The sequence below is a fragment of the Pseudomonas sp. QS1027 genome (assembly GCF_002814235.1).
GTDB lineage: Bacteria > Pseudomonadota > Gammaproteobacteria > Pseudomonadales > Pseudomonadaceae > Aquipseudomonas.
Map to the genome: position 1 here is coordinate 523,702 of NZ_PHSU01000003.1, position 24,512 is coordinate 548,213.

22 protein-coding genes are annotated in these 24,512 nt (G+C 61.5%); 17 read left to right on the forward strand and 5 right to left on the reverse strand.

Annotated elements, in window-relative coordinates; all coding sequences use genetic code 11:
- Window positions 1-247: 247 nt before the first annotated feature.
- The 4 genes from CWE01_RS03165 to speE all read left to right on the forward strand — a co-directional run bounded on the left by CWE01_RS03165 (window position 248) and on the right by speE (window position 2,542).
- On the forward strand, window positions 248-778 hold the full coding sequence (locus CWE01_RS03165) for a hypothetical protein (protein WP_100939058.1): 531 nt from the start codon (window positions 248-250) through the stop codon (window positions 776-778).
- 89 nt (window positions 779-867) lie between these two features.
- Window positions 868-1,056 (forward strand): PLDc N-terminal domain-containing protein, encoded by a 189-nt coding sequence (locus tag CWE01_RS03170; protein ID WP_100939059.1) that lies wholly within the window; start codon window positions 868-870, stop codon window positions 1,054-1,056.
- 243 nt (window positions 1,057-1,299) lie between these two features.
- Window positions 1,300-1,488: a hypothetical protein gene (locus CWE01_RS03175; RefSeq protein WP_100939216.1), complete on the forward strand. Its 189-nt coding sequence runs from the start codon at window positions 1,300-1,302 to the stop codon at window positions 1,486-1,488.
- 178 nt (window positions 1,489-1,666) lie between these two features.
- Window positions 1,667-2,542, forward strand: a complete 876-nt coding sequence (speE, locus tag CWE01_RS03180) for a polyamine aminopropyltransferase (protein WP_100939060.1) — start codon at window positions 1,667-1,669, stop codon at window positions 2,540-2,542.
- A gap of 67 nt (window positions 2,543-2,609) precedes the next feature.
- Here speE and CWE01_RS03185 read toward each other — a convergent pair whose 3' ends face one another.
- Window positions 2,610-2,762, reverse strand: coding sequence for a DUF3309 family protein (locus CWE01_RS03185; RefSeq protein ID WP_100939061.1), 153 nt, complete (start codon window positions 2,760-2,762; stop codon window positions 2,610-2,612).
- 318 nt (window positions 2,763-3,080) lie between these two features.
- On the opposite strand from CWE01_RS03185, the gene CWE01_RS03190 reads away from it, so the two are divergent.
- From CWE01_RS03190 to csrA, 3 genes are all read left to right on the forward strand, one after another.
- Entirely contained in the window at window positions 3,081-3,896 is an 816-nt protein-coding gene (locus CWE01_RS03190; RefSeq protein ID WP_100939062.1) for an SDR family oxidoreductase, read from the forward strand.
- 65 nt (window positions 3,897-3,961) lie between these two features.
- A complete protein-coding gene (locus tag CWE01_RS03195) occupies window positions 3,962-4,294 on the forward strand; it encodes a YnfA family protein (RefSeq protein WP_100939063.1) in 333 nt (110 codons plus the stop codon).
- A 168-nt stretch (window positions 4,295-4,462) separates the two neighbouring features.
- On the forward strand, window positions 4,463-4,663 hold the full coding sequence (gene csrA / locus CWE01_RS03200; protein WP_100939064.1) for a carbon storage regulator CsrA: 201 nt from the start codon (window positions 4,463-4,465) through the stop codon (window positions 4,661-4,663).
- Window positions 4,664-4,666: 3 nt separating this feature from the next.
- On the opposite strand, the gene CWE01_RS03205 is transcribed toward csrA, so the two are convergent.
- The gene (locus CWE01_RS03205) at window positions 4,667-4,894 is read right to left on the reverse strand and encodes a YheU family protein (RefSeq protein WP_100939065.1); all 228 of its coding nucleotides are present in this window, start codon (window positions 4,892-4,894) and stop codon (window positions 4,667-4,669) included.
- A 185-nt stretch (window positions 4,895-5,079) separates the two neighbouring features.
- On the opposite strand from CWE01_RS03205, the gene CWE01_RS03210 reads away from it, so the two are divergent.
- A complete protein-coding gene (locus CWE01_RS03210) occupies window positions 5,080-5,892 on the forward strand; it encodes a DNA/RNA non-specific endonuclease (protein ID WP_100939066.1) in 813 nt (270 codons plus the stop codon).
- A gap of 375 nt (window positions 5,893-6,267) precedes the next feature.
- A complete protein-coding gene (locus CWE01_RS03215) occupies window positions 6,268-12,033 on the forward strand; it encodes an NEL-type E3 ubiquitin ligase domain-containing protein (RefSeq protein ID WP_157815177.1) in 5,766 nt (1,921 codons plus the stop codon).
- A 20-nt stretch (window positions 12,034-12,053) separates the two neighbouring features.
- Here the strand turns inward: CWE01_RS03215 and mnmC are convergent, their stop codons facing one another.
- Complete coding sequence (gene mnmC / locus CWE01_RS03220) at window positions 12,054-14,066, reverse strand: bifunctional tRNA (5-methylaminomethyl-2-thiouridine)(34)-methyltransferase MnmD/FAD-dependent 5-carboxymethylaminomethyl-2-thiouridine(34) oxidoreductase MnmC (protein WP_100939067.1); 2,013 nt, start codon at window positions 14,064-14,066, stop codon at window positions 12,054-12,056.
- 140 nt (window positions 14,067-14,206) lie between these two features.
- On the opposite strand from mnmC, the gene pap reads away from it, so the two are divergent.
- Window positions 14,207-15,727, forward strand: a complete 1,521-nt coding sequence (gene pap, locus CWE01_RS03225; RefSeq protein ID WP_100939068.1) for a polyphosphate:AMP phosphotransferase — start codon at window positions 14,207-14,209, stop codon at window positions 15,725-15,727.
- 108 nt (window positions 15,728-15,835) lie between these two features.
- Window positions 15,836-17,020, forward strand: a complete 1,185-nt coding sequence (locus tag CWE01_RS03230; RefSeq protein ID WP_100939069.1) for a thiolase family protein — start codon at window positions 15,836-15,838, stop codon at window positions 17,018-17,020.
- A 20-nt stretch (window positions 17,021-17,040) separates the two neighbouring features.
- Here the strand turns inward: CWE01_RS03230 and CWE01_RS03235 are convergent, their stop codons facing one another.
- A complete protein-coding gene (locus CWE01_RS03235; protein WP_100939070.1) occupies window positions 17,041-17,250 on the reverse strand; it encodes a DUF6316 family protein in 210 nt (69 codons plus the stop codon).
- Between the two features lie 210 nt (window positions 17,251-17,460).
- On the opposite strand from CWE01_RS03235, the gene CWE01_RS03240 reads away from it, so the two are divergent.
- On the forward strand, window positions 17,461-18,420 hold the full coding sequence (locus tag CWE01_RS03240) for a DMT family transporter (protein ID WP_100939071.1): 960 nt from the start codon (window positions 17,461-17,463) through the stop codon (window positions 18,418-18,420).
- Window positions 18,421-18,429: 9 nt separating this feature from the next.
- Here the strand turns inward: CWE01_RS03240 and CWE01_RS03245 are convergent, their stop codons facing one another.
- A complete protein-coding gene (locus CWE01_RS03245; RefSeq protein ID WP_100939072.1) occupies window positions 18,430-19,824 on the reverse strand; it encodes a class II fumarate hydratase in 1,395 nt (464 codons plus the stop codon).
- Between the two features lie 191 nt (window positions 19,825-20,015).
- Between CWE01_RS03245 and CWE01_RS03250 the strand changes: the two genes are divergently transcribed.
- From CWE01_RS03250 to CWE01_RS03270, 5 genes are all read left to right on the forward strand, one after another.
- Window positions 20,016-20,540 (forward strand): DUF2059 domain-containing protein, encoded by a 525-nt coding sequence (locus CWE01_RS03250; RefSeq protein WP_100939073.1) that lies wholly within the window; start codon window positions 20,016-20,018, stop codon window positions 20,538-20,540.
- A 12-nt stretch (window positions 20,541-20,552) separates the two neighbouring features.
- Window positions 20,553-20,849 (forward strand): BolA family transcriptional regulator, encoded by a 297-nt coding sequence (locus CWE01_RS03255; RefSeq protein WP_100939074.1) that lies wholly within the window; start codon window positions 20,553-20,555, stop codon window positions 20,847-20,849.
- Window positions 20,850-20,967: 118 nt separating this feature from the next.
- Window positions 20,968-21,906, forward strand: coding sequence for a rhodanese-related sulfurtransferase (locus tag CWE01_RS03260; RefSeq protein ID WP_100939075.1), 939 nt, complete (start codon window positions 20,968-20,970; stop codon window positions 21,904-21,906).
- 36 nt (window positions 21,907-21,942) lie between these two features.
- Window positions 21,943-22,545 carry a DsbA family protein gene (locus CWE01_RS03265; RefSeq protein WP_177143592.1) on the forward strand — a complete coding sequence of 201 codons (603 nt, stop codon included), beginning with the start codon at window positions 21,943-21,945 and terminating at the stop codon, window positions 22,543-22,545.
- Entirely contained in the window at window positions 22,538-24,355 is a 1,818-nt protein-coding gene (locus CWE01_RS03270) for an ABC transporter ATP-binding protein (RefSeq protein ID WP_100939077.1), read from the forward strand. Before CWE01_RS03265 ends, CWE01_RS03270 begins: the two co-directional genes overlap by 8 nt.
- The last annotated feature ends 157 nt before the right edge of the window (window positions 24,356-24,512 follow it).

The window sequence follows — 24,512 nt, forward strand, 5'->3', positions numbered from 1 at the left end:
TGTTTGTGAAGCGTGGGCGAGGTGCCGTCCGGATTGGCGTGGCGTGTGGGTCCGCCTGATCTTGTCGTGGCTATAAATGACATGTTTTATTTCATAAATCAATTTTATGAAAATAATAATGCCAAATGTTGGCGCGGCGATACCGCCCAAAGGCCCGGTCACGGGGATTCAGGCGCGGACGGTCTGGCTTGCGGGGGAATTGGTGTATCCTTTGCGGCCGTCATTTTCTCCTCTGCAGGACCTGTCCATGAAAACCGCCCTCGTCGAACTCATCAGCAAAATCAGCTCCGGCTGCATGAGCGAGGCCGAAATCCTGCAGATCGCCGATGAAGCGGCCCAGGCCTACGCCGACCAGACCGGTTTCCTGGCGGCCAATCCGGACATCAACTACGACGACAGCTTTCCGATTCCCCTCGGCGAGTGGGTGGTGGTCGGCAGCCTGCCCGAGACCGTGCTGTTCCAGGCCGACACCTACATGGATCTGTTCGCCCGGATCGTCGAGTCCTTCGGCAAGGATGTGTCGTTCAACATCAAGCCCAAGCAACTGGCCAAGGTCGAGGCCTTGACCGCCTTGAACCGCATCCAGGTGCAACTGAGCAGCATGAACCCGGAAATGGGCGGCTACGTACTGGTGAACTTCAGCCAGTTGCTCGACGACGAACTGCAGGCGGTGCTGGTCTACGGCAATGACCTGCCGCGGGTACTGGCCCTGTGCGAAGAAGTCGGGATTGCCGCCGCACCGTCCCTGGAAGCCCTGCGGATCGCGCTGCACGTCTGAGTCACCGCGGTTGAGGGCTCGGCAATAAAGTGAACCCTGGCCGCGGCCGGCTATCCTATGGGGGCAGATCCTCATCTAGGAGCAAGACCATGGGTTCCACTTTCAACGGCCTGATCGGCCTGATCATCCTGGCGCTGGATATCTGGGCCATCCTCTATGTGCTGAAAAGCGGCGCCGAAACCGGGATGAAGATCCTCTGGATCCTGCTGATCATCCTCCTGCCGGTACTCGGCCTGATCATCTGGGCCATCGCCGGGCCGCGTGGCAATTTGCGTTAGGGGCGGTCAATACAGGCTTGAGCAAGGTACCGCTCTGGCAGAGGGCGTGACACATTCTGTTTGCGTCTCGGAAATTGCCTACGATCTTGGTTGCGGGCGGCTGATGGCATCTACACGGATGAAGTCCTAGGGTTTGAACAGGGTAAAAGGCTTGGACGCTTTGCCCTCAGGCTTCTCCCGGATTCGAGGGAGGAGCTGTCCCGAAACCCTACGCTAAAGGATTAGCCCATGCAGGAGATGAGTATGGAACAGGCCCAGCTTGAGAAAACCCATGTCGAGATTGCCAAGCTTATCGCCGAGCAACGCAAGCTCAATGCCGAGGCGGGGAAGATGACACGGGAAACATTCTGGTACCCGGTCGCGATTGCCATTGGCTTTGTCGGGACCGTGTCGACGGTCACCGCATTGCTGATCAAATATCTCGTTCCCTAGAACGCGCAAGTCGATGGCCTTTGTCCGGGGACGGTTCGACCTGTCATAGTTCGCAACGTAGACTGCGCGCCTTTCTCGGATTATCGAGACGATGGCCGCCAGCGCCCATTGCTTGTTCGATAGTCCGTCATGGGCGGGTAACCGTCCGTTGCCACTCGCCTTCACCGGAGCACTTCCCATGAGCAATACGCCTGAAACCCACTACCAGGAAACCCTCTACGAAGGCTACGGCCAGCGCTTTCGCATGGACAAGCTGCTGCACGAAGTGCGCACCGGGCACCAGCACCTGGTGATCTTCGAAAACGCCCGCATGGGCCGGGTCATGGCCCTGGACGGTGTCATCCAGACCACCGAAGCCGATGAGTTCATCTACCACGAGATGCTCACCCATGTGCCGATCCTCGCCCATGGCAGCGCCAAGCGCGTGCTGATCATTGGGGGGGGCGACGGTGGCATGCTGCGTGAAGTGGCCAAGCATCGCGGCGTCGAGCACATCACCATGGTAGAGATCGACGCCACCGTGGTGGAAATGTGCAAGCAGTTCCTGCCTGAGCATTCCAAGGGCGCGTTCGACGACGGGCGGCTGAACCTGGTGATCGACGACGGCATGCGTTTCGTCGCCACCACCGAGGAAAAGTTCGACGTCATCATTTCCGACTCCACCGACCCCATCGGTCCCGGGGAAGTGCTGTTTTCCGAAAACTTCTATCAGGCCTGCCGTCGCTGCCTGAACGAAGGCGGCATCCTGGTGACCCAGAACGGTACGCCGTTCATGCAATTGGCCGAAGTGCAGACCACCGCGGGACGCCTGCGCAGCCTGTTTCCGGACTGGCACTTCTACCAGGCCGCGGTACCGACCTACATCGGCGGTGCCATGACCTTCGCCTGGGGCGCAACCAGTACCGCGTCGCGCAAGCTGTCGCTGGAAACCCTGCGCCAGCGTTTTGCCGGCAGCGGTATTGTCACGCGCTACTACAATCCCGAGATCCATATCGGCGCGTTTGCCTTGCCGCAATACGTGCTGCAGGCCGTGAACAAGCCGAGCAACGACTGATACCGCCCTCGCAGGCTCGCGATGATCGTCAACCAGACCGTCGCGAACCTGCGTCAAGCCGGCAGGTTCATATCCGGCCGAGCAGTACCAGGATCAGCAGTATGATCAAGACGGTCCCGATCACCCCCGATGGACCATAACCCCAGCTTCTGGAGTGTGGGAACACGGGCAGGCCGCCGACCAGCAGCAGGATCAGGATGACGATCAGAATAAGACTCATGGGGCTTTCCTTGTGCGGTTTTTCGAAGTGCTGTCTTGCACGTTCAGCTGTTGAATAACAGGCTGCTTAATAAGTCCGACTCGAGCGACAAGAAGAAAATTCAGTTTTTCCGCGATCATTCGCACGCCCTCGTCTTATTGTTTTATTGATCGACCGTTCCTCCCTGGGCGGTGTCGAACAATGAAGCCGCGCCTTCCCCGACAGTCTCCTCAGCCGTCACTTTGCCTGGAGCATTCAGCAATCTGATGGTGCATGGGCCTTCGAGCGTCCTTCGCTACACTGCCGCTCATCGTCCTCAGAACCCACAAGGCATCTGCTATGCACAATCGCATCATGATCACTGGCGCCGGCTCCGGTCTTGGCCGCGAAATCGCACTGCGCTGGGCCCGCGAGGGCTGGCGCCTGGCACTGTCGGATGTCAGCGAACCGGGCCTGCAGGAGACCCTGAGGCTGGTGCGCGAAGCCGGCGGCGACGGTTTCACCCAGCGTTGCGACGTGCGTGACTACAGCCAGTTGACGGCTTTCGCCCAGGCGTGCGAGGTCAAGTTCGGCGGCATCGATGTGATCGTCAACAACGCCGGCGTTGCTTCGGGCGGGTTCTTCAGCGAGTTGTCCCTGGAAGACTGGGACTGGCAGATCGCGATCAACCTGATGGGGGTGGTCAAGGGCTGCAAGGCGTTCCTGCCGCTGCTGGAACAGAGCAAGGGCAAGATCATCAATATCGCTTCCATGGCGGCGCTGATGCAGGGGCCGGCCATGAGCAACTACAACGTGGCCAAGGCCGGTGTGGTGGCCTTGTCGGAAAGCCTGTTGATCGAATTGGCGCAGCAGGAAGTCGGCGTGCACGTTGTCTGCCCGTCGTTTTTCCAGACCAACCTGCTGGACTCTTTCCGCGGGCCAACGCCGGCGATGAAGGCCCAGGTCGGCAAACTGCTGGAAAGCTCGCCGATCAGCGCGAGCGATATCGCCGACTACATCTACACCCGGGTCGGCCTGGGCGAATTCATGATTCTGCCCCACGAGCAAGGGCGCATGGCCTGGGCCCTCAAGCAGAAGAATCCACAGTTGCTCTATGACGAAATGACCGTGATGGCCGACAAGATGCGGGCCAAGGCCAAACAAGTTCCCCATTGAGCTTGCCGGTAAATCGATGGCTGGTTAGGGTTGCCAGCAATGTGCAATCCTGACGAGTGTTTAGTGTGATCAACTATTTGTGGTTCTTTCTCGCGGCGCTGTTTGAAATCGCCGGATGTTATGCGTTCTGGATGTGGCTGCGCCTGGGCAAGAGCGCCTGGTGGATCGCCCCGGCGCTCTTGAGCCTGACGCTGTTTGCGCTGCTGTTGACCAAGGTGGAGGCGACCTACGCAGGTCGGGCCTACGCGGCCTACGGCGGGATCTACATCGTTGCTTCGATTGCCTGGCTGGGCCTGATCGAGCGTATTCGTCCCCTCGGTTCCGACTGGTTGGGCGCCGCGCTCTGCGTGCTCGGTGCGAGCATCATCCTGTTGGGGCCGCGCTTTTCGCCGTCCTGAATCCAGCTCTCCTTGGTAAATTCTCCGACTTGGCCCGGTAAGTAATCTGATTCTGTAGGGCGAGTCGGCCCTGTCGGTCAGGGCCGGCTGATTTGCCGTGCCTGCATTGAAGGCGCTCATCGGGCCGGGCAGTCTTGGCTGCTCATAAACCCTTGAGGATTGAGTGCCATGCTTGTACTGAGCCGCGTCGTCGGCGAGATGATTTCCATCGGCGATAACATCACCGTGAGAATTCTCGCCATTAACGGTAACCACGTTCGTTTCGGTGTCGAGGCGCCGAAGAACGTCAATGTGCACCGGGCGGAAATCTACCGTCGGATCCTGACCCAACTGGGCGAGCCGGAGCCTGCCCGCGACTCCGTTGTCTGACGGTCAGTCGAAAAACTCTTTTGGCACCGCATGCCTGGGCAGCAACTGGCATTGCTCGCTTTCGATATCGAAGAGGATCACCGCCTGGCCCTTGCTCAACGCGTGGCGCACACGCAGCACGCGGGTCTCCTGGGGGGTGTCGTCACCATTGTCGGTACCGTCGCGGCTGACGAAGTCTTCTATCAGGCGGGTGAGGGTGTCGGGCTCGAGTTGCTCGTAGGGAATCAGCATGGAATCGTCTCTGGCGGCTAGGGGGCCTGATGCTACTGTGCCAGGGCCTGTCGGGCTACAACGCCAAGGTGTAATGACAGGCCCTTCGCCTGTTTCGTCCCGTTCTGACAGACATAGGCAACACAAGAATGTTCTCTTCCTGACGGGCTGCCAAGGGCAGGTCGTTATGGATGAGGAACAACAAAATGAACAACATTGTAGTACACCCCATCAGGCCGGTATTGCGCCTGGCCTTTGCCAATGCCGGTCGCCGAGCGTTCCTGGGAGGGCTGTTGCTGGGCCTGGGCGGTTGTGTTTCGCCATTGCCCGATCTGGCACCTCCTCCCGGGAAGATCACCCTGGTCCGCGAGGGCTTCACCCTGACCTATGACTGTGAAAACCGCACGGCGCTCAGGTACGCGTATCAGCTGACCGCGGACAAGGGCCATGCAAAACGGCCCAGGGGGTTTGAGCTGGACCCCGATCTGCCCGCTGGGTGTCCGACGCAACTTTCCGCCAGAGGATACAGCGCGGTGCCTGGCTGGGATCGGGGACACCTGGTGCCCTCCAATCAAATGGACCAGAGTGATATGGCGATTCGCCAGGCCCATTACATGAGCAATATCGTGCCCCAGGCCGCGCGCTTCAACCAGGGGATCTGGGTGCAAACGGAGGAGGTCTCGGAATGCTATCGCGACCTGGCGCCAGTCCAGGTCTACGGCGGGGTGATCCACGATAATCCGGCGAATGACTTCTTCCTCGAATCCCATGGTATCCGCACCCCCGAGGCCTTCTGGAAAACCATCGTGACCACCGATGCAGAGGGCAATACCCGGGCCATCAGTTGGTACATTCCCAACCAGGCGACGCTGGAGCCGCTGGACCACTACATTCGCAGCATTGCGGAACTGGAGGCATTGCTGGGGACGGATAGCATCGGCATCGAGGCGAGCGACGAGGTCAAGGCGCAGAAACCCGCACGTACCTGGCCCCGGCCACGGGACTGCGACCTGGGCTGAGCCCAGCTGAAATTTCCCCTGTCCAATGGTGATAAAAAGTCGCGCGACCGTGCTCACCGGATGAGCCCCGGTGGCGCGGCGTGTTGCGCGCGGAGGTGTTATCCGGCTATCCAAAGGATTTGGATTTTTTGTTTAAGCTGCTGATAAACAATAGATTTTTTGAGATTTTCAAGCTTGGGCGGACTGATACCCTCGATGGACATGGACGATCAAGGGTATTTCCGCATGTTGAAAGAGTCGAATGCCGGCGAGCAACGCTTGATGCCGTCGGAGCCGCGCAGTTTTCGAAGCGAGAGCGTTTTTGCCCAAAACGCCCCGCGTTATCTGAGACGCAGGGCCGTCGAATGCAACCTGTGGCCTGCCTTGGGCGAAAGCATGAGGTTGAGCGAGTATTACCGCGATGAAATAGACGCGGCGCTCGAGCAGTATCAACCCCTGGCGCAATTTGCCGGACCGCGACTGGTCCAGGCCTTGCCGGATGCCCTGGCCGAGATGGAGCAACTGACCCATCTGTACCTGCAAGGCAATCAGATTTCCCTGACCGCACACAGTTCGGCGTTGCTGACGGTCATGACCGCGCTGGAAACCCTCAACCTCAATGGCAATCCCCTCCATCAGCTTCCTGATCTGAGTGGCTTGCCGGCCTTGCGACAACTGATGCTGCGCGATACCGGCATCGACCGTTGGCCGAATGGCTTGTTCACGCACGTTGCCCTGGAGGCACTGGACTTGCGCGATAGCCGGATCGTGTCGATCCCTCCCCAATTGTTCAATGCGCCTGCTGCGGTCACGCGTTACATCGGCCAGCAGAGCAATCCCTTGTCCGAAGAAAACCTTCGCCGGTTGGCGGCGCTCAGGCAGAACGCGGGGATCAGCCTGGGTGTGATGCCACTTCCGGTGCGTGGTAGCGGACAAGAGGAAGAGGATGCCTGGATCGAGTCTTGCGATCCGGCGCAGTTGGCAACTACGGCGTGCCAGGCGCGACTGGCCGGACAGCGGCTGAAATGGCAGCGCTTGCGTGCCGAGCCGATGGCCGAGGGCTTTTTTCTACTGTTCTGGCGTCTGCACCTGTGGTCGCGGGAGCAGACCCCGTGGACGCAAGAGGAGGCGGCTCGACGTGTCTGGTCGATCGTCGATGCCGCCACCCGTGACACGGTCTTGCATGAAGCACTGTTCAGCTATGCCGATGGACCGCATAGCTGTACCGAGACTCTGGAGACGCTGGTCGCCACCCTGGAGAAACAGGTCGCGGCGGCGAGCTTTTTAAAAAGGATATTTGAAATGTCAGCTATTCCCAGTTTTGTACCGTCTGCCCTGGACGAACAAAGCGAAAACGAAGATGTGATCAATGCCCATGCTCCGCCCTGGTTGTTGGCGGCCCGCCCCGAAGATATCGCGCGCCTGCGCGAACACTTGCGGCGCAGCCTTTTTTTCAAGGAAGAACTGTCCGAGCGGCTCAAGGACTTGAAACCCGTCCGGGAGTTTTGCGGGCCGGTCCTGGAGCATGCGTTGTTGAGCCGATTCGGCCCGGGCCTGAATATCTACCGGGATCAAGTGAAAATTGCCGATCGATGGCCGTCACTGCGCTATCCAATCGAGTCGTCCCAAGTCTTTCCGATGACCTATACCAGCCGCAGTTTGCTGGAGGCCGCGTTGCAGAACTTCGAAGCGGACGAACGCCGCCCCCCCAAATCCCATATAAGCCTGAGCGGTGACCCGAAGCGGGTGCCAAAAGTCCGTCTGGAGGATTTCGTCGAACTGGTGCGCCAGCTCGATCTGGGCCGGCTCTATCAGAATCACCTGTGCCAGGCTTTTCATCTCCCGGCAACAGAGGGGGAGGCGGCGGATGACAACGAATTTCGGATTGAGTCCGCGATCGTCCAGCAAAAGAAAGCCGATATGTTGGTGGATGCCTATATCGCCTACATGAAAAAGGACATCGATCAGCTTGCCCATCAACAGGTCTGCAAGTTGATCGAGTGGAATGTCGCCGTTGCCCCGGATGGTTCATGGATGATGGCCAATGGGTTGACGGTGCTGGGTGTTTCGTTATCGGGTATTTGCCTGTTCACGCTGCAGAATGTGCCAGCGAGCGAAACGGCTGCGATGAAAAATCGGCTACTGGTGCATATTCCCAATGATCCGTTCACCCGCTTCAAACTCTATGCCTCGCTCGCGGCGTTCCACGCCGAACTGCGCAGCCGTCTTTGGGAGCCGTCGTATGAAGCGTTCTTCTGTGGTTTTGTCAGCCAGCGCGATCTGCCGAGGTTCCTGGCGCAATTGAGGGCGCGCCTGACCCTGGAGACCCGGGATGCCTTTGACAATGTCACGAAATCGCTGAATCAGGCGGCCGATTTGGCGTTGAAGCCGGAGTCGTTGAGCGGCGAGTTGTGTTTTCACCTCTATCGACAACAGATCCTGCGGCTCCAGGAGGATGGGCGGGTCGTGGCGGTTCCGACCGAAGATGTCGACCTGGATGCCCGCGAGGCCAGAATCCAGTCCCTGTTTGGCCTGGGAATGACTTTGCTGAACCTGGCCGCCTTCGCCAACCCCTGGTTGGGTTTGCTGATGATGGGGGTGGCGGTCGGGCAACTGTTGGCGCAAGCCTATGAGGGTTATGAGGATTGGCAGCGCGGTGAGCGTGACGAGGCGATCTCGCACATGATGTCGGTGGCGGAGGACATTGCGACGATGGTGGCCCTGGGGCTGGCCGTGCATTGGGGAGGCAAGGCCCTCAAAGGTTTCTTCCAGCGGCATTCGGACTTTTTTGACAGCCTTCTGCCGGTCAAGTCGAGCGATGGTCGCTACCGGCTGTGGCAGGCCGATCTGCGCGCCTATCGTCATGATGTCCCCGAGCTTGCGGACAGGGAACTGGACCATCAGGGTTTTTACCTGGGCGACGACGCGGGTGACGGACATCGTTACCTGGATATCGCTGATGAGCCTTACCGGGCCTACCGGGATGAGTCCGCCGGGGCCTGGCGTCTGCGGCATCCGAGCCGTGAATCGGCTTACGAACCCTGGCTTGAGCACAATGGTAGTGGGGCCTGGAGGCTGGCGCACGAATGGCCCTTGCGGTGGCACGACCCGGTTTACCTGCTGCGCCGCCTGGGGCCTGATGTACGGTTTTTGAGCGATGAAACCCTCGAACGGATCCTGTCGATTCAGCGACTCGACGAACCGCTGTTGCGTCGGTTGCATATGAATAATGCCAAGATCCCGGCTTCCCTGGTCGACACGATACAGCGCTTCAGGTTGGACAATGAATTGGGTTGGCTGCTGGTACCGGCCACTGCGCCGACATCGGCCGCGGCACGTGTGCTCGACCTGAAGTTGCAGATTCTGCCAAGCCTCAAGGGCTGGCCCCAGAATCGCACGCTCATGTTGCTGGGTGAGGCGGGCAAACCGCCCAAGGAATACGGGGCGGATCTGACGGAGCAACCGATGCGGCTCATGCTCCAGTCCAAGGATGTCGAGGCGAACGGATTGGCGGTGATCGCGGACAAACTGACGCTCCAGGAGCAGCGGATGCTGCTCGGTCCGGGGGCGGATCTCGACCAGGCATCGGCGCTTCTGGAAGGGATGCTGCGCACCCATGTACGCGAACAGCGCGGCACGGTGTTCCAGCGTCTCTACAGCTTGTGCTGCGTGACCGATGTCGACTTGCCCGTGAGCGTCAGGCAAGGCTTTGCCGATTTACCGGGCGGGGTCTTGCGTGAAGTCCTGGGACAGACGGACGACGTGCTGAAAGGGCGCTTGAGCCTTGGCGGGCGTCTGCCCTTGGAGCTGATTGAAAAGGCTAGCGAGAGCAGGCGTGAGATTCGAGTCAATCACGCACTGGACGGTGGCTTTCTCAAGAAAACGGGCGATCTGGATAGCGCCAGGTTGCAGTTGTCCCTGCTGAAAACGATGGGCGGGTGGCCGACGGATGTGCGCTGGGAGATTCGCCAGGAGCGCTTCGACGGACGCCTGTTGTTCAAGATGGGCGATGACTATCTGCCCCGGCGCCGGGTTCTGGTCAGGACCGAGCAGGGGTATCAGGCCTTTGATGACCAGGGCCTGAGTCTGGGGCCGTTGGCCGACGGGCCAGAGGCCCTGAGCGCGGCCGTGCTCAGTGGCTTGCGGCTGAGCGAGCGGGAGGCGATGGGGGTCAAGCTGGACGAGGCCGACTTGCTGCACCAGTTGTTGATGTCCAAGATCCTGCAGCGTCCGCAGGCTGAGCTCGAAGAGACCCTCGGCCTGCCGCCGCGCAAGCCAGGACCGCGCTCGCCGACATGGCGCGACAGCGATATTGGCGGTTGCCTGCGTGTCAGGCGCGGCATTGTCCATGGGTCGCGACGCGGATTACGCCGGTTGACCCGACTGTATCCAGACCTCTGCGAGGCGGAGGCGCGTAACCTCTTTTTTTCTTTTGGCGACGATCCGCTTGAGGTCAGAGCTCGGCTCCAGGCGCTCGAAGAGGAGCTCCGGCAACTGCGCTCGACGCTGGCCGATTGGCGCGGAGAGCAGGCGGTAAGGGCGCATGCCTGGCTGGGAGGCATGGCCGAGAGCCGTGAGCAGGCGGCCGAGATCATCGAGCGTTGCTGGCGACGGCAAACACCCACTACCTACAACGAAAATGGCGCGGTCATCGGTCACAGCCTGAGCCTGGCGGGCTTGCGCGTCGACAGCCTGCCGAGTTTGCCCGCCGGTATCAGTTTTGATCATGTCACCGAGCTTTCATTGAAGAACATGAGAATCAGTCGGATCCCCGAAGGTTTTCTCGAGCGTTTTCCCAATCTGCGCCGGCTGGAGTTGAACAACAATCGGCTGGAGTTCCTGCCGAATGCGATTGCCGATATGAGCCTGCTCAGGGAGCTTTATCTGCAGGACAATCAGATCACCCTGACGCCGAACGCCGTCGGTGTGCTGTCGGGTTTGCACGACCTTGAAACCCTGAACCTGAATGGCAACTTCGATGTCAGCTTGCTGGATGTCGGCCAGATGCCGCGCTTGCGCCGCCTGCATCTGCGCGGGACAGGTATCGACGGTTTGCCTGTGGGCCTGTTGACACGGGTTCGCCTGTACGAAGCGGATCTGCGCGACAACCGGATCCAGGGTGTGCCGAACGCGATCTACACGGCACCTTCGCCGATCAATCGGCGGATCATCCTGCGTAACAACCCCTTGTCGGAGTATCACCAGAACCTGTTGGCGGCCTATCGGGCGCGCACCGGCATTACCTTCGGCATTCCTGATACCGAGTTGGCGTTGGATGACTACAGTGCGCGTCAGCGTTGGCTGGCGGATATCGAGGACGGCGAGCGCCGTGACAGCTTGCGCGACCTGTGGCATGACTTGCGGCAAGAGGAGGGCTCCGAGGAACTGTTCGCGTTGTTGGGACGCCTGGGCGGCAGCGCCGAATATCAGAAGACTCGCGCCGACCTGACGCGACGTGTCTGGGAGGTGTTGGCGGAAGCCGCCGAGAGCACCACGTTGCGTCGTGAACTGTTCGACCTGGCGGCCGATCCGTTGACCTGTGTGGACAGTGCCGCCCGCAACTTCAGTCACCTGGAAGTCCGGATGCTGCTGGCCCGGGCCCGGCTCCTGGCGGTCAAGAGCAATGAGCCGACGGAGTTACTGAAGCTGGCGCGTGGCCTGTTTCGCCTGGAGCGTATCGATGAGATTGCCCGGGAGCATGTCAAGGCGCTGTACGAACGCCCCGAACGGCCTTCAGCCAGTGTGGTGGATGAGATCGAAGTGAATCTGGCCTATCGGGTCGGCCTTGGGCGCTCACTGTATCTGCCCGGGCAGCCGAAGGAGATGTTCTTCAGATCCATTGCCGATGTCAGCGAGGAGCAGATCCTGGACGCCCGCAGTCGCGTACGGCAGGCTGAGGGGACAGCGGCCATGAAGACCTTTATTGCTTCGCGGGATTTCTGGATCGACTACCTGAGGAAGAAGTACCCACGGGACTTCGCCCTCTTCAACAAGCCGTTTCATGAGCAGGAGCAACAACTGCTGACCCAGTCCCCGGAGATGCTCAGCGACAGGTATGCCCGGCGTTTGTCGACGTTGATGGAGACCCGTCTCGCCGAGGAGCAAGACTTTCTTGAAGCGCTGACCCAGTACGAACTGGATGAGCATCCCGCCCCGCTCTGATGTCTGGTCGGGGCGCCGGTTCAGGTGTTCGCCCGGGATTTGCCCGTGCCGCGAATCAAGGCGCGCAAGGCGAAGCGATTCGGATGACAGGCCTCGGCAATACTGCGGGGCAGCGGCAGCGGTTCGTCCTCCAGCCACGCCGCCAGCAGCTCACCCGAGAGCGGTGCGCTGATCAGGCCACGGGAGCCGTGGCCGCTGTTGATATACAGGCCTTCGAGCCAGGGGCAGGGGACCTGTGGGACCTGCCGGGCATCCCGGGCGAGGATGCCGTAGGCCTCGGCGAACGACTGCGGGTCCGCCAGCGGCCCGACGATCGGCAGGTAGTCGGCGCTGGTGCAGCGAAAGGCGGCCCGCCCTTGCAGTTGCTCGGGGGCCTGTTCGCCGACATTCAGACGTGCGACCAAGTCGGGCGAGATGTCCTGTAGCAAGGCCAGGTTGCCGATGTGCTCCGCCGTGGTGGGCGTCAGGTCCTCGCTCTTGAAATCGAAGCTGGCCCCCAGGGTATGTTCACCGAGGCGTGCCGGCGCGACATACCCTTCGGCGCAGACCACGGTGTTCAAGGCGGCGCTGGCGGCGGTTTGCGCCAGGCGGGTGATCTGCCCGCGAATGCGCTTGAGTGGCAACGCCGCGCTGGCGGCGAAGCGTTTCACTTCGGCGGCCCCGGCGAGGATCACCACCGGGGCGCTACCCAGCAAGGTGTCGGCGTCCCACGCCTGCCATTGACCGTCGACCTTGCGCAGTTCGACGGCGTCGCTATGGGGACGCACTTCAATATTCGGGTGTTTGGCTTGCCATTGGCACAAGGTTGGCGGATGAACCCAGCCGCCTTCCGGAAAGAACAGTCCGCCGTGCTCAAGGGACACGCCGGCGCGGGCCTGGGCCTGGGCTTGATCGAGGACCTGGAGCAAGTCGGGACTGAAGGCGGCGGCCAACTGGGCCTGGCGCTCGGTCTCTTTCTCGTCGAAGGCCAGTTGCAGGACACCGCAGTCGTCCCAGTCGAGGCCTTTGTGCAACTGTTCGAGCAGGCGACGGGTATGCCCGAAACCGCTGAGGATCAATTGTGACAACGCGGTGCCATGGGCCGACAGCTTGAGATAGAGGACGCCTTGCGGGTTGCCCGAGGCTTCCCGGGCCAGGGCGTCGTGGCGCTCCAGCAGGCAGACCTGCCAGCCACGGGCAGCGAGGCTCGCCGCGCTGGCGCAACCGGCCAGGCCGCCGCCGATCACCAGGGCCTTGCGTTCACCACCGGGCGGTCGTGGGCGCGCGAACCAGGGCTTGGTCGGAGGCGGCTCGGCGATGTCCGCGGGCCAGCCGATAAATTCGCCCCGGAGGATTTCCCATTTATGGCCGATACCCGGCGTCCGGCGCATCTTGAAACCTGCGGCATTCAACGAGCGTCGAACCCAGCCGGTGCTGGTGAAGGTACTCAGGGTCGCACCGGGGGCCGCCAGTCGCGCCAGTTCGGCGAACAGCTCGGGCGTCCACATCTCGGGGTTCCTGGCCGGGGCAAAACCGTCGAGGAACCAGGCATCGATCCGCGCATCCAGTTGCGGCAACTGCTCCAGGACATCGCCGACCAACAGCGTCAGGGTCACCCGGCCATTGTCCAGCAGCAGGCGCTGGAAGCCCTGGTGAATGGCGACATACTGCCCGAGCAATTGCGCGCTGAACGTCGCCAGTTCCGGCCAGAGGGCGAGGGCGCGCTGCAGGTCGGCACGGCTCAGCGGGTACTTTTCCACGCTGACGAAATGCAGTCGGGCGCCCGCTACCGCGCAGGTATCGAACAACTGCCAGGCACAGAGGAAATTCAGCCCGGTGCCGAAGCCGGTTTCGCCGATCACCAGCCGCTCGTTCGGCCCCAGGGCTGTAAAACGCTCTTTCAGGCGATTTTGCTCGATAAAGACGTAGCGGGTTTCGTCCAGGCCCGACTGGTCGGAGAAATACACGTCATCGAAGACCCGCGAGTGCGGGCGACCCTGGTCGTCCCAGTCGATCTGGGCGTGGCTGGGAGGAGTGGGCGGTACGCAGGTCATGGGGCAACTCGACGGCAACAAGGCGGCTATTCTAGCCCATTGCCGGGCGCCGGATTGATCCACGGCAAGGCCTGGGGATTTCCCGCCACACCGCGTGGTCCGATCCGTTAGTCTTGCTCTATCTTGGAAGGGAGTCGCCCATGTTTGAATCCGCCGAAATCGGTCACGCCATCGACAAAGAAACTTACGACGCCGAAGTTCCGGCCTTGCGTGAAGCCTTGCTCGAGGCGCAGTTCGAGCTCCAGCAGCAAAAGCGCTTTCCGGTCATTGTGCTGATCAACGGCATTGAAGGGGCGGGCAAGGGCGAGACGGTCAAGTTGCTCAACGAATGGATGGACCCGCGCCTGATCGAGGTCCGTACCTTCGACCAGCAGACCGATGAAGAACTGGCCCGGCCACCGGCCTGGCGCTACTGGCGGCAATTGCCGGCCAAGGGTCGCATGGGGGTGTTCTTCGGCAATTGGTACAGCCAGATGTTGCAGGGGCGGGTGAACGGGGAATTCAAGGACGCGGTGCTGGACCAGGCGATCAATGGCGCCGAGCGCCTGGAGCGCATGCTCTGCGACGAAGGTGCGTTGATCTTCAAGTTCTGGTTCCACCTGTCCAAGAAGCAGATGAAGGCCCGCCTCAAATCACTCCAGGATGATCCCTTGCACAGCTGGCGCATCAGCCCGCTGGACTGGCAGCAATCGGAGACTTATGACCAGTTCGTGCATTTCGGCGAGCGGGTGCTGCGGCGCACCAGCAACGACTATGCGCCCTGGCATGTGATCGAAGGGGTCGATCCGCATTATCGCAGCCTGACCGTGGGCAAGATCCTGCTCGAAGGCTTGCAGACGGCCCTCAAGACCAAGGACGCCAAGCCGCGCCCGACCAATGCCGCGCCCCTGCTTTCCGGGGTGGACGAACTCAGTCTGCTGGACAGCCTGGACCTGAGCCAGCACCTGGACAAGGACGACTACGAAGAACAACTGATTACCGAGCAGGCACGCCTGGCCGGTCTGCTGCGGGACAAACGCATGCGCCGGCACGCGCTGGTGGCGGTGTTCGAAGGCAATGACGCGGCGGGCAAGGGCGGGGCGATTCGCCGGGTCGCGGCGGCGCTCGATCCGCGGCAATACCGCATCGTTCCCGTCGCCGCGCCGACCGAGGACGAACGCGCCCAGCCTTACCTCTGGCGGTTCTGGCGGCAGATCCCGGCGCGCGGCAAGTTCACCGTGTTTGACCGCTCCTGGTATGGCCGGGTGCTGGTGGAGCGGATCGAAGGCTTCTGCAGCCAGGCCGACTGGATGCGCGCCTACAGTGAAATCAACGATTTCGAGGAGCAGTTGAGCGAGGCCGGGGTGATCGTGGTGAAGTTCTGGCTGGCCATCGACAAGCAGACCCAGTTGGAACGTTTCCAGGCCCGCGAAGAGATTCCGTTCAAGCGCTTCAAGATCACCGAAGACGATTGGCGCAACCGCGAGAAGTGGGACCTGTACCGCGACGCCGTCGGCGATATGGTCGATCGTACCAGCACCGAAGTGGCGCCCTGGACGCTGGTGGAGGCTAACGACAAGCGTTGGGCCCGGGTCAAGGTGCTGCGCACGATCAACCGGGCGATCGAGGATGCCTTCGAAAAACGCGACAAGCACGACAAGAAGAAGGGCAAGTCGAAGTAGGACGATGGCTGCGCATACGCCGGGTGAATGATTGTCGCGATCGGGAATCGGGTGGGCTTATGCTCGCTCGATCCTTCCAACCGACAACAACAATCCATGAGGTGGGCCATGCGTGAAGTGGTGATCGTCGACAGCGTGCGGACGGGCTTGGCCAAGTCCTTTCGCGGCAAATTCAACCAGACCCGGCCGGACGACATGGCCGCCCATTGCGTCAATGCCTTGCTCAGCCGCAACGGCATCGACCCGGCCAGCGTCGAGGATTGCATTGTCGGCGCCGGCTCCAACGAAGGCGCCCAGGGTTACAACATCGGGCGTAATGTCGCGGTGTTGTCGAAGCTGGGCACCGGCACCGCCGGCATGACCCTCAATCGTTTCTGTTCCTCGGGCTTGCAGGCGATTGCCATTGCCGCCAACCAGATCGCTTCCGGCTGCAGCGAGATCATCGTCGCCGGTGGCGTCGAGTCCATCAGCCTGACGATGAAAAGCGTCAACACCGACAACCTGATCAATCCGCTGCTCAAGGAGCAGGTGCCGGGGATCTATTTCCCCATGGGCCAGACCGCCGAGATCGTCGCCCGACGTTATGCGGTCAGCCGTGAGCAGCAGGACCTTTACGCACTGCAAAGCCAGCAGCGCACCGCCGCCGCCCAGGCCGCCGGCCTGTTCGACGATGAAATCGTGCCCATGGCCGTGACCTACGCGGTCGAGGACAAGGTCAGCGGGCAGATCCAGCAGCTGCAAGGCGTGGTGGAGCGCGATGACTGCAATCGTCCGGACACCACGCTGGAAAGCCTGGCCGGTTTGAAACCGGTATTCGCCGAAGACGGTTCGGTGACCGCCGGCAACTCGTCGCAACTGTCCGACGGCGCTTCGATGACCCTGGTGATGAGCCTGGAAAAAGCCCTGGAACTGGGGCTGACGCCCAAGGCCTTGTTCCGTGGTTTTGCCGTGGCCGGCTGCGAACCGGACGAGATGGGTATCGGTCCGGTGTTCTCGGTACCGCGGCTGCTCAAGGCCAGGGGCCTGAACGTGGCGGATATCGATCTGTGGGAGTTGAACGAAGCGTTCGCCTCGCAGTGCCTGTACAGCCGTGATCGGTTGGGCATCGACAACGACAAGTACAACGTCAACGGTGGTTCGATTTCCATCGGCCATCCGTTCGGCATGACCGGCTCGCGCCAGGTCGGGCATCTGGTGCGCGAGCTGCAACGGCGCAAACTGCGTTATGGCATCGTCACCATGTGCGTGGGCGGTGGGATGGGCGCGACGGGGTTGTTTGAAGCCTTGCTCTGAACCTGGACCAGACCCTGTTGCTACAGGGTCTGGCTGGCCTTGATGGCGTTGCTCCGCTGCATGCGTTTTACATACACCTGGGTTTCGCGCTCGGCGTCGGTTCGGCTGACGAACGGCCCTTCGAGGGTGTTTTCCCGGGTGCTGAAAAAAAACTGGCCGTTGATGGTCGTCACTCGGCCAGTGCGAAAATGCGTGGCCTCGGTGTTGTCTTGTGCGCGTTTGCCGAACATGGCGAAATCTCGCTGGTGGGTGTAGCTGTCAGAAAACCAGCATAAAACTTATGAACATAGCGCGCCTGATCGTCCGATCAATGGTCAAGGCCAGTTTATTGGCGACGTTTCTGGCATGCTCAAGGTCGCATCGGGCTGCCTTCTCCGGCTGTGTTGCCGACCGGGCAAAGCCTAGAATGGCGGCTTCCCCATACGCCCATAGGACTCTTCATGCACATCTCATCCGGTCGCTGGGGTTATGGCCTGTTCCTGGCGCTGCTGACCGCCGTGCTCTGGGGCATTTTGCCGATCAAGCTCAAGCAGGTGTTGCAGGTGATGGACCCGGTGACCGTGACCTGGTGCCGGCTGATCGTGTCGGGGGGCTTTCTGTTCGTCTATCTGGCGGCGACCCGGCGTCTGCCGAGCCGGCATGTCCTCGGGCCGCGAGGTGGCTGGCTGGTACTGATGGCGGTGCTCGGCCTGGTGGGCAACTACGTGTTTTACCTGATGGGCTTGAACCGCCTCAGTCCGGGCACCGCGCAACTGGTGGTGCAGATGGGGCCGATCTTCCTGTTGATCGCCAGCCTGTTCGTGTTCAAGGAGCGCTTCAGCCTGGGGCAGGGGATCGGCTTGCTGGTGCTGCTGTTCGGCTTCGGGCTGTTTTTCAATCAGCGCCTGGGTGAGTTGCTGACGTCCCTGGGGACTTACACCGCCGGGGTATTGATGGTGTTGCTGGCGTCCACGGTCTGGACTTTCTATGCCTTGAGCCAGAAGCAATTGCTGACGGTGTGGAATTCGTTGCAGGTGATGATGGTGATCTACCTGTTTTGCGCCTTGTTGCTCACGCCCTGGGTACACCCGGCCGAAGTCCTGCAACTGAGCCCGTTGCAGGGCTGGCTATTGCTCGCTTGCTGTCTCAATACCCTGGTGGCCTACGGCGCCTTTGCCGAGGCCCTGGCGCACTGGGAAGCCTCGCGGGTCAGCGCGACCCTGGCGATTACGCCACTGGTGACCTTTGTCGCGGTGGCCCTGGCGGCCTGGTTATGGCCCGGGTTTGTGCAGCCCGAAGATATCAATGGCCTGGGTTATGGCGGCGCGTTGCTGGTGGTGCTGGGCTCGGCGCTGGTGGCGTTGGGGCCATCGCTGATGGCCGGGCTCAAGGCCCGGCGCGTGCGTTTGATGGCGAACTAACGCTCGGCGTCAGCCATTCTTGCCGGATTCGAGCATGTTTTCCGGCCGTACCCAGGCATCGAACTCCTCGTCGGTCAGATAACCGAGGGCCAGCGCTGCCTCACGCAAGGTGAGGTTTTCGCTGTAGGCCTTCTTGGCGATCTGGGCTGACTTGTCGTAGCCGATATGCGGATTCAATGCCGTCACCAGCATCAGGCCGCGTTCCAGGTGCGCGGCCATCTGCACCGGGTCGGGCTCCAGTCCGGCAATGCAGTGCTGCTGGAAGTTGCGGCAGCCATCGCCGAGCAGTTGGATCGACTGCAGCAGGTTGTGGATGATCACCGGCTTGAAGACATTCAACTGCAAGTGACCCTGGCTCGCGGCAAAGCCGATCGTCACGTCATTGCCCATGACCTGGCAGGCCAGCATCGACAGCGCCTCGCACTGGGTCGGGTTGACCTTGCCGGGCATGATCGAACTGCCCGGTTCGTTGGCCGGCAACCTGACCTCGGCCAACCCGGCCCGCGGCCCGGAGCCCAGCAGGCGCAGGTCGTTGGCGATTTTCATCAGGGCCACGGCGAGGGTTTTCAGGGCGCCGGAGAGGGTGGTCAAGGGCTCATGGCCGGCCAGGGCGGCGAACTTGTTCGGCGCGCTGATGAACGGCAAGCCGGACAGCGCCGCCAGTTCGGCGGCGACCGCTTCGGCAAAGCCATGGGGCGCATTCAGTCCGGTGCCGACGGCGGTGCCGCCCTGGGCCAGTTCGCAGACCGCCGGCAAGGCCGAGCGAATCGCCCGCTCGGCGTAGTTCAGTTGCGCGATATACGCCGAGACCTCCTGGCCGAAGGTGATCGGCGTGGCATCCATCATATGGGTGCGCCCGGTCTTCACCAGCTTCATATGGCGTGCCGCCAGTTCCGCCAGTCCGCCGGACAACTCGGCGATCGCCGGCAGCAACTGCTGGTACACCGCCTGGACAGCGGCGATGTGCATGGCGGTGGGGAAACAGTCGTTGGAGCTCTGGGAGCGGTTGACGTGATCGTTGGGGTGCACCGGCAACTTGCCGCCACGGCCCTTGCCGGCCAGCTCATTGGCCCGCCCGGCAATCACTTCGTTGGCGTTCATGTTGCTCTGGGTGCCGCTGCCGGTTTGCCAGACCGCCAGCGGGAACTGGTCGTCGTGCTCGCCGGCGAGCACTTCGTCGGCCGCCTGCTCGATCAGCCGGGCAATATCGGCGGGCAGGTCGCCATTGCGGTCGTTGACCCGTGCCGCGGCCTTCTTGATCAGTGCCAGGGCGTGCATGACCGCCAGGGGCATTTTTTCCGTGCCGATGGCGAAGTTGATCAGCGAGCGCTGGGTCTGGGCGCCCCAGTAGGCTTCTTCCGGTACGTTCACCTGGCCAAGGCTGTCGGTTTCGATGCGACTCATTCGGTTTCACTCCTGATGGCGGGTTAGCGCAGTTTAGGTCCTGATCGAACGCGTGGGTTCCCTTCCAGGTTTTACTCTCTTCGCGACCGTCGGACACCCGAGCATTGGCCACGGGGTTGAGTGACACACTTTGTTAGGCGCAGAATGGGCGCCCTTGGGGTTTTACCTCGCCTGTTTAGAAAGGAAACTCGATGACCCGTCTTCGTGCCATCTGTACCGCGGTTGCTCTGGTATGCGCCAGCGGCCAGGTTTTCGCCGATACCGCCAGCCACAACGCCAGTGCCGAGGCTTTCCTGACATTGGCCCATGCCGACAAGCTGGGCACCCCGGTCTACATGCAAGTGCAGCAAATGTTTGCCCAGCGCTTCGAGCAGACCCAGGCACCGGCCTCGAAAAAGCCGTTGCTCGACACCTACCAGGCCAAGGCCAACGCCGCCCTGGACCAGGCGATCGGCTGGAACAAGCTGAAGCCGGACATGGTCAAGCTCTACACCGACAACTTCAGCGAATCCGAACTCAAGGACCTGGTCGCGTTCTACCAGTCGCCACTGGGCAAGAAAGTCCTGGAAAAAATGCCACAGCTGACCCAGCAATCGGCCCAGATGACCCAGGCCAAGCTGGAAAGCGCAGTGCCGGTGGTGAACAAGCTGCTGGAAGACATGACCAACGAGCTGACGCCCAAGGCAGCAGCACCTGCGGTCAAGAAAAAGCCGTAAGCGGAGCCTGAAATGAGTATGCAGCAACGTATCGAAACCGCACTGGGCGCCCTGCAACCCGAGCACCTGCAAGTCCTGGACGAGAGCCATATGCACAGCCGTGGGTTGCAGACCCACTTCAAGGCGGTGCTGGTCAGCGCACAGTTTGCCGGGTTGAACAGCGTCAAGCGCCACCAGAAGGTCTATGCCGCCCTGGGTGACCTGATGAGTGAATTCCATGCGTTGGCCCTGCATACCTACACCCCTGAAGAGTGGGTGAAAATCGGCGTGGCCCCGGCATCGCCGGTCTGCGCCGGCGGAGGGCATTGATGCTGGTTTTTTGACCGGTGTTTTTTTGCTAGAATCCGCAACGCGCCGCACTGTCGGCGCGTTTTTTTTTGCATCCGGTTCGCCCTTTGCGAGGGCAGCCACCTGGAGAGAATCACCCATGACTCAACCCATAGTCGTGGCGGCACTTTATAAGTTCGTCACCCTGGAAGATTACGTTGCCCTGCGCGAGCCACTGCTGCAGGCAATGGTCGACAACGGCATCAAGGGCACCCTGCTGATCGCCGAAGAAGGCATCAACGGGACCGTTTCCGGTAGCCGCGAAGGCATCGACGGCCTGCTCGCCTGGCTCAAGCTGGATCCGCGGATGGTCGACATCGACCACAAGGAATCCTATTGCGACGACCAGCCGTTCTATCGGACCAAGGTCAAGCTGAAGAAGGAAATCGTCACCCTGGGTGTCGAGGGCGTGGACCCGAACAAGCAGGTCGGCACCTATGTCGATCCGCAGAACTGGAATGCGCTGATCGCCGACCCGGAAGTGTTGCTGATCGACACCCGCAACGATTATGAAGTCTCGATCGGCACCTTCGAAGGCGCCATCGACCCGAAAACCACCAGTTTTCGCGAGTTTCCCGACTACATCAAAGCCCATTTCGACCCGGCCAGGCACAAGAAGGTCGCGATGTTCTGCACCGGTGGCATTCGCTGCGAGAAGGCCTCCAGCTACATGCTCAGCCAGGGTTTCGACGAGGTCTATCACCTCAAGGGCGGGATCCTCAAGTACCTCGAAGAGGTGCCTCAGGAGCAGAGCAAGTGGCAGGGCGACTGCTTTGTCTTCGACAATCGGGTGACCGTGCGCCATGACCTGACGGAAGGCGACTACGATCAATGTCATGCCTGCCGTACGCCGATCAGCGTCGAGGAACGAGCTTCGGAGCACTACGTGGCCGGGATCAGTTGCCCGCATTGCTGGGACACCCTGAGCGAGAAAACCCGTCGCAGCGCCATCGATCGCCAGAAGCAGATCGAACTGGCCAAGGCACGTAACCAGCCGCACCCGATTGGTTACAACTACCGTCAATCTTCCGAGGGCTGAATCATGTCCGCGCGCCTGCTGTATGTGATGGACCCGATGTGTTCCTGGTGCTGGGGGTTTGCCCCGGTGGCCGAGGCACTGGTCAAGCAGGCGCAGGCGGCGGGGGTCGAGCTGCACCTGGTGATGGGCGGCCTGCGCACCGGCAGCGGCGCCGCGCTGGAGCCGACGACCCGGCGCTATATCATGGAGCACTGGCAGGCGGTCACCGAGACCACCGGCCAGCCGTTCAAGCTCGACGGCGCCTTGCCCGACGGTTTCATCTACGACACCGAGCCGGCTTGTCGCGCCGTGATCACCGCCCGTAGCCTGGCACCGGACTGCGCGTGGACACTGGTGGGGCTGATCCAGCAGGCCTTTTATGTCGAGGGCCGGGATGTCACCCAAGCCAGCGTGCTGGTGGAGCTGGCGGAGCAAGCCGGTTTGCCGCGCATCGAATTTGCCGGCGCTTTCGATACGGCCGAGCAACACGCGGCCACCGCCGCCGATTTCACCTGGGTCCAGGACCTGGGGATTGCCGGTTTCCCGACTTTGCTGGCCGAGCGTAATGGCCAGTTGGCGCTGCTGACCAATGGCTACCAGCCACTGGCTGAACTTGCCCCGCTGCTCGGCCGTTGGCTGGAGCGCGCGGCCAGTGCTTGAGCAGCCCGAACCCGAACCCGTCAAACCCCCGGCGGACCGCCTGAGCTGGGCCGAGATACGTCGTCTGGCCCTGCACCATAAAAAAGCGCTGTGGATCGCCAACGCGGTGGCCGTACTGGCGACCTTGTGCAGTGTGCCGATTCCCCTGCTGTTGCCGCTGTTGGTGGACGAAGTCCTGCTGGGCCACGGCGATGCCGCGCTCAAGGTGATGAACCACCTGCTGCCCGACCCCTGGCAGCGCGCCGTCGGTTATATCGGCCTGATGTTGCTGGTGACCCTGTGCCTGCGCAGCGCCGCCCTGGTGTTCAACGTGGTCCAGGCACGGCTGTTCGCCGGGTTGGCCAAGGACATTGTCTATCGCATCCGCACCCGCTTGATCGAACGCTTGAAGCGCATTTCCCTGGGCGAGTACGAAAGTCTCGGCAGCGGCACCGTGACCACGCACCTGGTGACCGACCTGGACACCCTGGACAAGTTCGTCGGCGAAACCCTGAGCCGCTTTCTGGTGGCGATGCTTACGCTGGTGGGCACCTCGGCCATCCTGGTCTGGATGCACTGGAAGCTGGCGCTGCTGATCCTGCTGTTCAACCCGTTGGTGATCTATGCCACGGTGCAGTTGGGCAAGCGGGTCAAGCACCTGAAGAAGCTGGAAAACGACAGCACCTCGCGGTTTACCCAGGCGTTGACCGAGACCCTCGACGCGATCCAGGAAGTACGCGCCGGCAACCGCCAGGGCTTTTTCCTCGGTCGCCTGGGCACCCGCGCCCGGGAAGTGCGGGACTACGCCGTGGCCTCGCAATGGAAAAGCGATGCCTCGAGCCGGGCCACGGGGCTGCTGTTCCAGTTCGGCATCGATATCTTCCGCGCGGCGGCGATGCTCACGGTGCTGTTCTCGGACCTGTCCATCGGCCAGATGCTCGCGGTGTTCAGCTACCTCTGGTTCATGATCGGGCCGGTGGAGCAACTGCTGAACCTGCAATATGCCTTCTATGCCGCCGGCGGTGCGCTCGAGCGGATCAACGAGCTGCTGGCGCGTGCCGACGAGCCGCAATACCCTGGCGGTGTCGACCCTTTTGCCGGGCGTGACACCGTGGGCATCGAGGTACAGGCCCTTAGTTTCGCCTATGGCGAGGAGCCGGTGCTCGACCAGTTGGACCTGTCCATCGCCCCGGGCGAAAAAGTCGCGATTGTCGGCGCCAGCGGTGGTGGCAAAAGCACCCTGGTGCAACTGCTGCTGGGCCTGTATACGCCCCAGTCCGGAACCATTCGCTTCGGCGGTGCATCCCAGGCCGAGATCGGCCTGGACACCGTGCGCGAGAACGTCGCGGTGGTGTTGCAGCACCCGGCGTTGTTCAACGATACCGTGCGCGCCAATCTCACCATGGGCCGCGAGCGCAGTGATGAAGCTTGCTGGCGGGCACTGGAAATTGCCCAGCTCGACGCTACGATCAAGGTATTGCCGCAAGGGCTGGACAGTATTGTCGGGCGTTCCGGAGTGCGTTTGTCCGGCGGCCAGCGCCAGCGCCTGGCGATTGCCCGGATGGTCCTGGCCGAGCCCAAGGTGGTGATTCTCGACGAGGCGACCTCGGCACTCGACGCGGCCACCGAGTACAACCTGCACCAGGCCCTGAGCCGGTTTCTCAGCGGTCGTACCACCTTGATCATTGCCCACCGCCTGTCTGCGGTGAAACAGGCGGATCGGGTGCTGGTGTTCGACGGCGGGCGGATTGCCGAGGACGGAGATCATCAGCAACTGATTGCTGACGGAGGTCTTTATGCCAAGCTCTACGGGCATTTGCAAAAAGTTTGACGTGCTTGAGTTTTGCCCGGTTTTCTGTGCTTAGTGGTTGAATTGGCTGAAGGAAAGACTTTTTTCTCTGTGCGTACGAACGATGGATGAGTTCCGGTGATCTGGAAGGGGGTGTTGATCCCTTCGATGTCGTGGAAATTAGCCTAGGCTGTGCTAT

Coding starts and splice junctions, on each gene's coding strand:
- CWE01_RS03165 (WP_100939058.1), top strand. CDS start 248: ATGAAAACCGCCCTCGTCGAACTCATCAGCAAAATCAGCTCCGGCTGC.
- CWE01_RS03170 (WP_100939059.1), top strand. CDS start 868: ATGGGTTCCACTTTCAACGGCCTGATCGGCCTGATCATCCTGGCGCTG.
- CWE01_RS03175 (WP_100939216.1), top strand. CDS start 1,300: ATGGAACAGGCCCAGCTTGAGAAAACCCATGTCGAGATTGCCAAGCTT.
- speE (WP_100939060.1), top strand. CDS start 1,667: ATGAGCAATACGCCTGAAACCCACTACCAGGAAACCCTCTACGAAGGC.
- CWE01_RS03185 (WP_100939061.1), bottom strand. CDS start 2,762: ATGAGTCTTATTCTGATCGTCATCCTGATCCTGCTGCTGGTCGGCGGC.
- CWE01_RS03190 (WP_100939062.1), top strand. CDS start 3,081: ATGCACAATCGCATCATGATCACTGGCGCCGGCTCCGGTCTTGGCCGC.
- csrA (WP_100939064.1), top strand. CDS start 4,463: ATGCTTGTACTGAGCCGCGTCGTCGGCGAGATGATTTCCATCGGCGAT.
- CWE01_RS03205 (WP_100939065.1), bottom strand. CDS start 4,894: ATGCTGATTCCCTACGAGCAACTCGAGCCCGACACCCTCACCCGCCTG.
- CWE01_RS03210 (WP_100939066.1), top strand. CDS start 5,080: ATGAACAACATTGTAGTACACCCCATCAGGCCGGTATTGCGCCTGGCC.
- CWE01_RS03215 (WP_157815177.1), top strand. CDS start 6,268: ATGAGGTTGAGCGAGTATTACCGCGATGAAATAGACGCGGCGCTCGAG.
- mnmC (WP_100939067.1), bottom strand. CDS start 14,066: ATGACCTGCGTACCGCCCACTCCTCCCAGCCACGCCCAGATCGACTGG.
- pap (WP_100939068.1), top strand. CDS start 14,207: ATGTTTGAATCCGCCGAAATCGGTCACGCCATCGACAAAGAAACTTAC.
- CWE01_RS03230 (WP_100939069.1), top strand. CDS start 15,836: ATGCGTGAAGTGGTGATCGTCGACAGCGTGCGGACGGGCTTGGCCAAG.
- CWE01_RS03235 (WP_100939070.1), bottom strand. CDS start 17,250: ATGTTCGGCAAACGCGCACAAGACAACACCGAGGCCACGCATTTTCGC.
- CWE01_RS03240 (WP_100939071.1), top strand. CDS start 17,461: ATGCACATCTCATCCGGTCGCTGGGGTTATGGCCTGTTCCTGGCGCTG.
- CWE01_RS03245 (WP_100939072.1), bottom strand. CDS start 19,824: ATGAGTCGCATCGAAACCGACAGCCTTGGCCAGGTGAACGTACCGGAA.
- CWE01_RS03250 (WP_100939073.1), top strand. CDS start 20,016: ATGACCCGTCTTCGTGCCATCTGTACCGCGGTTGCTCTGGTATGCGCC.
- CWE01_RS03255 (WP_100939074.1), top strand. CDS start 20,553: ATGAGTATGCAGCAACGTATCGAAACCGCACTGGGCGCCCTGCAACCC.
- CWE01_RS03260 (WP_100939075.1), top strand. CDS start 20,968: ATGACTCAACCCATAGTCGTGGCGGCACTTTATAAGTTCGTCACCCTG.
- CWE01_RS03265 (WP_177143592.1), top strand. CDS start 21,943: ATGTGTTCCTGGTGCTGGGGGTTTGCCCCGGTGGCCGAGGCACTGGTC.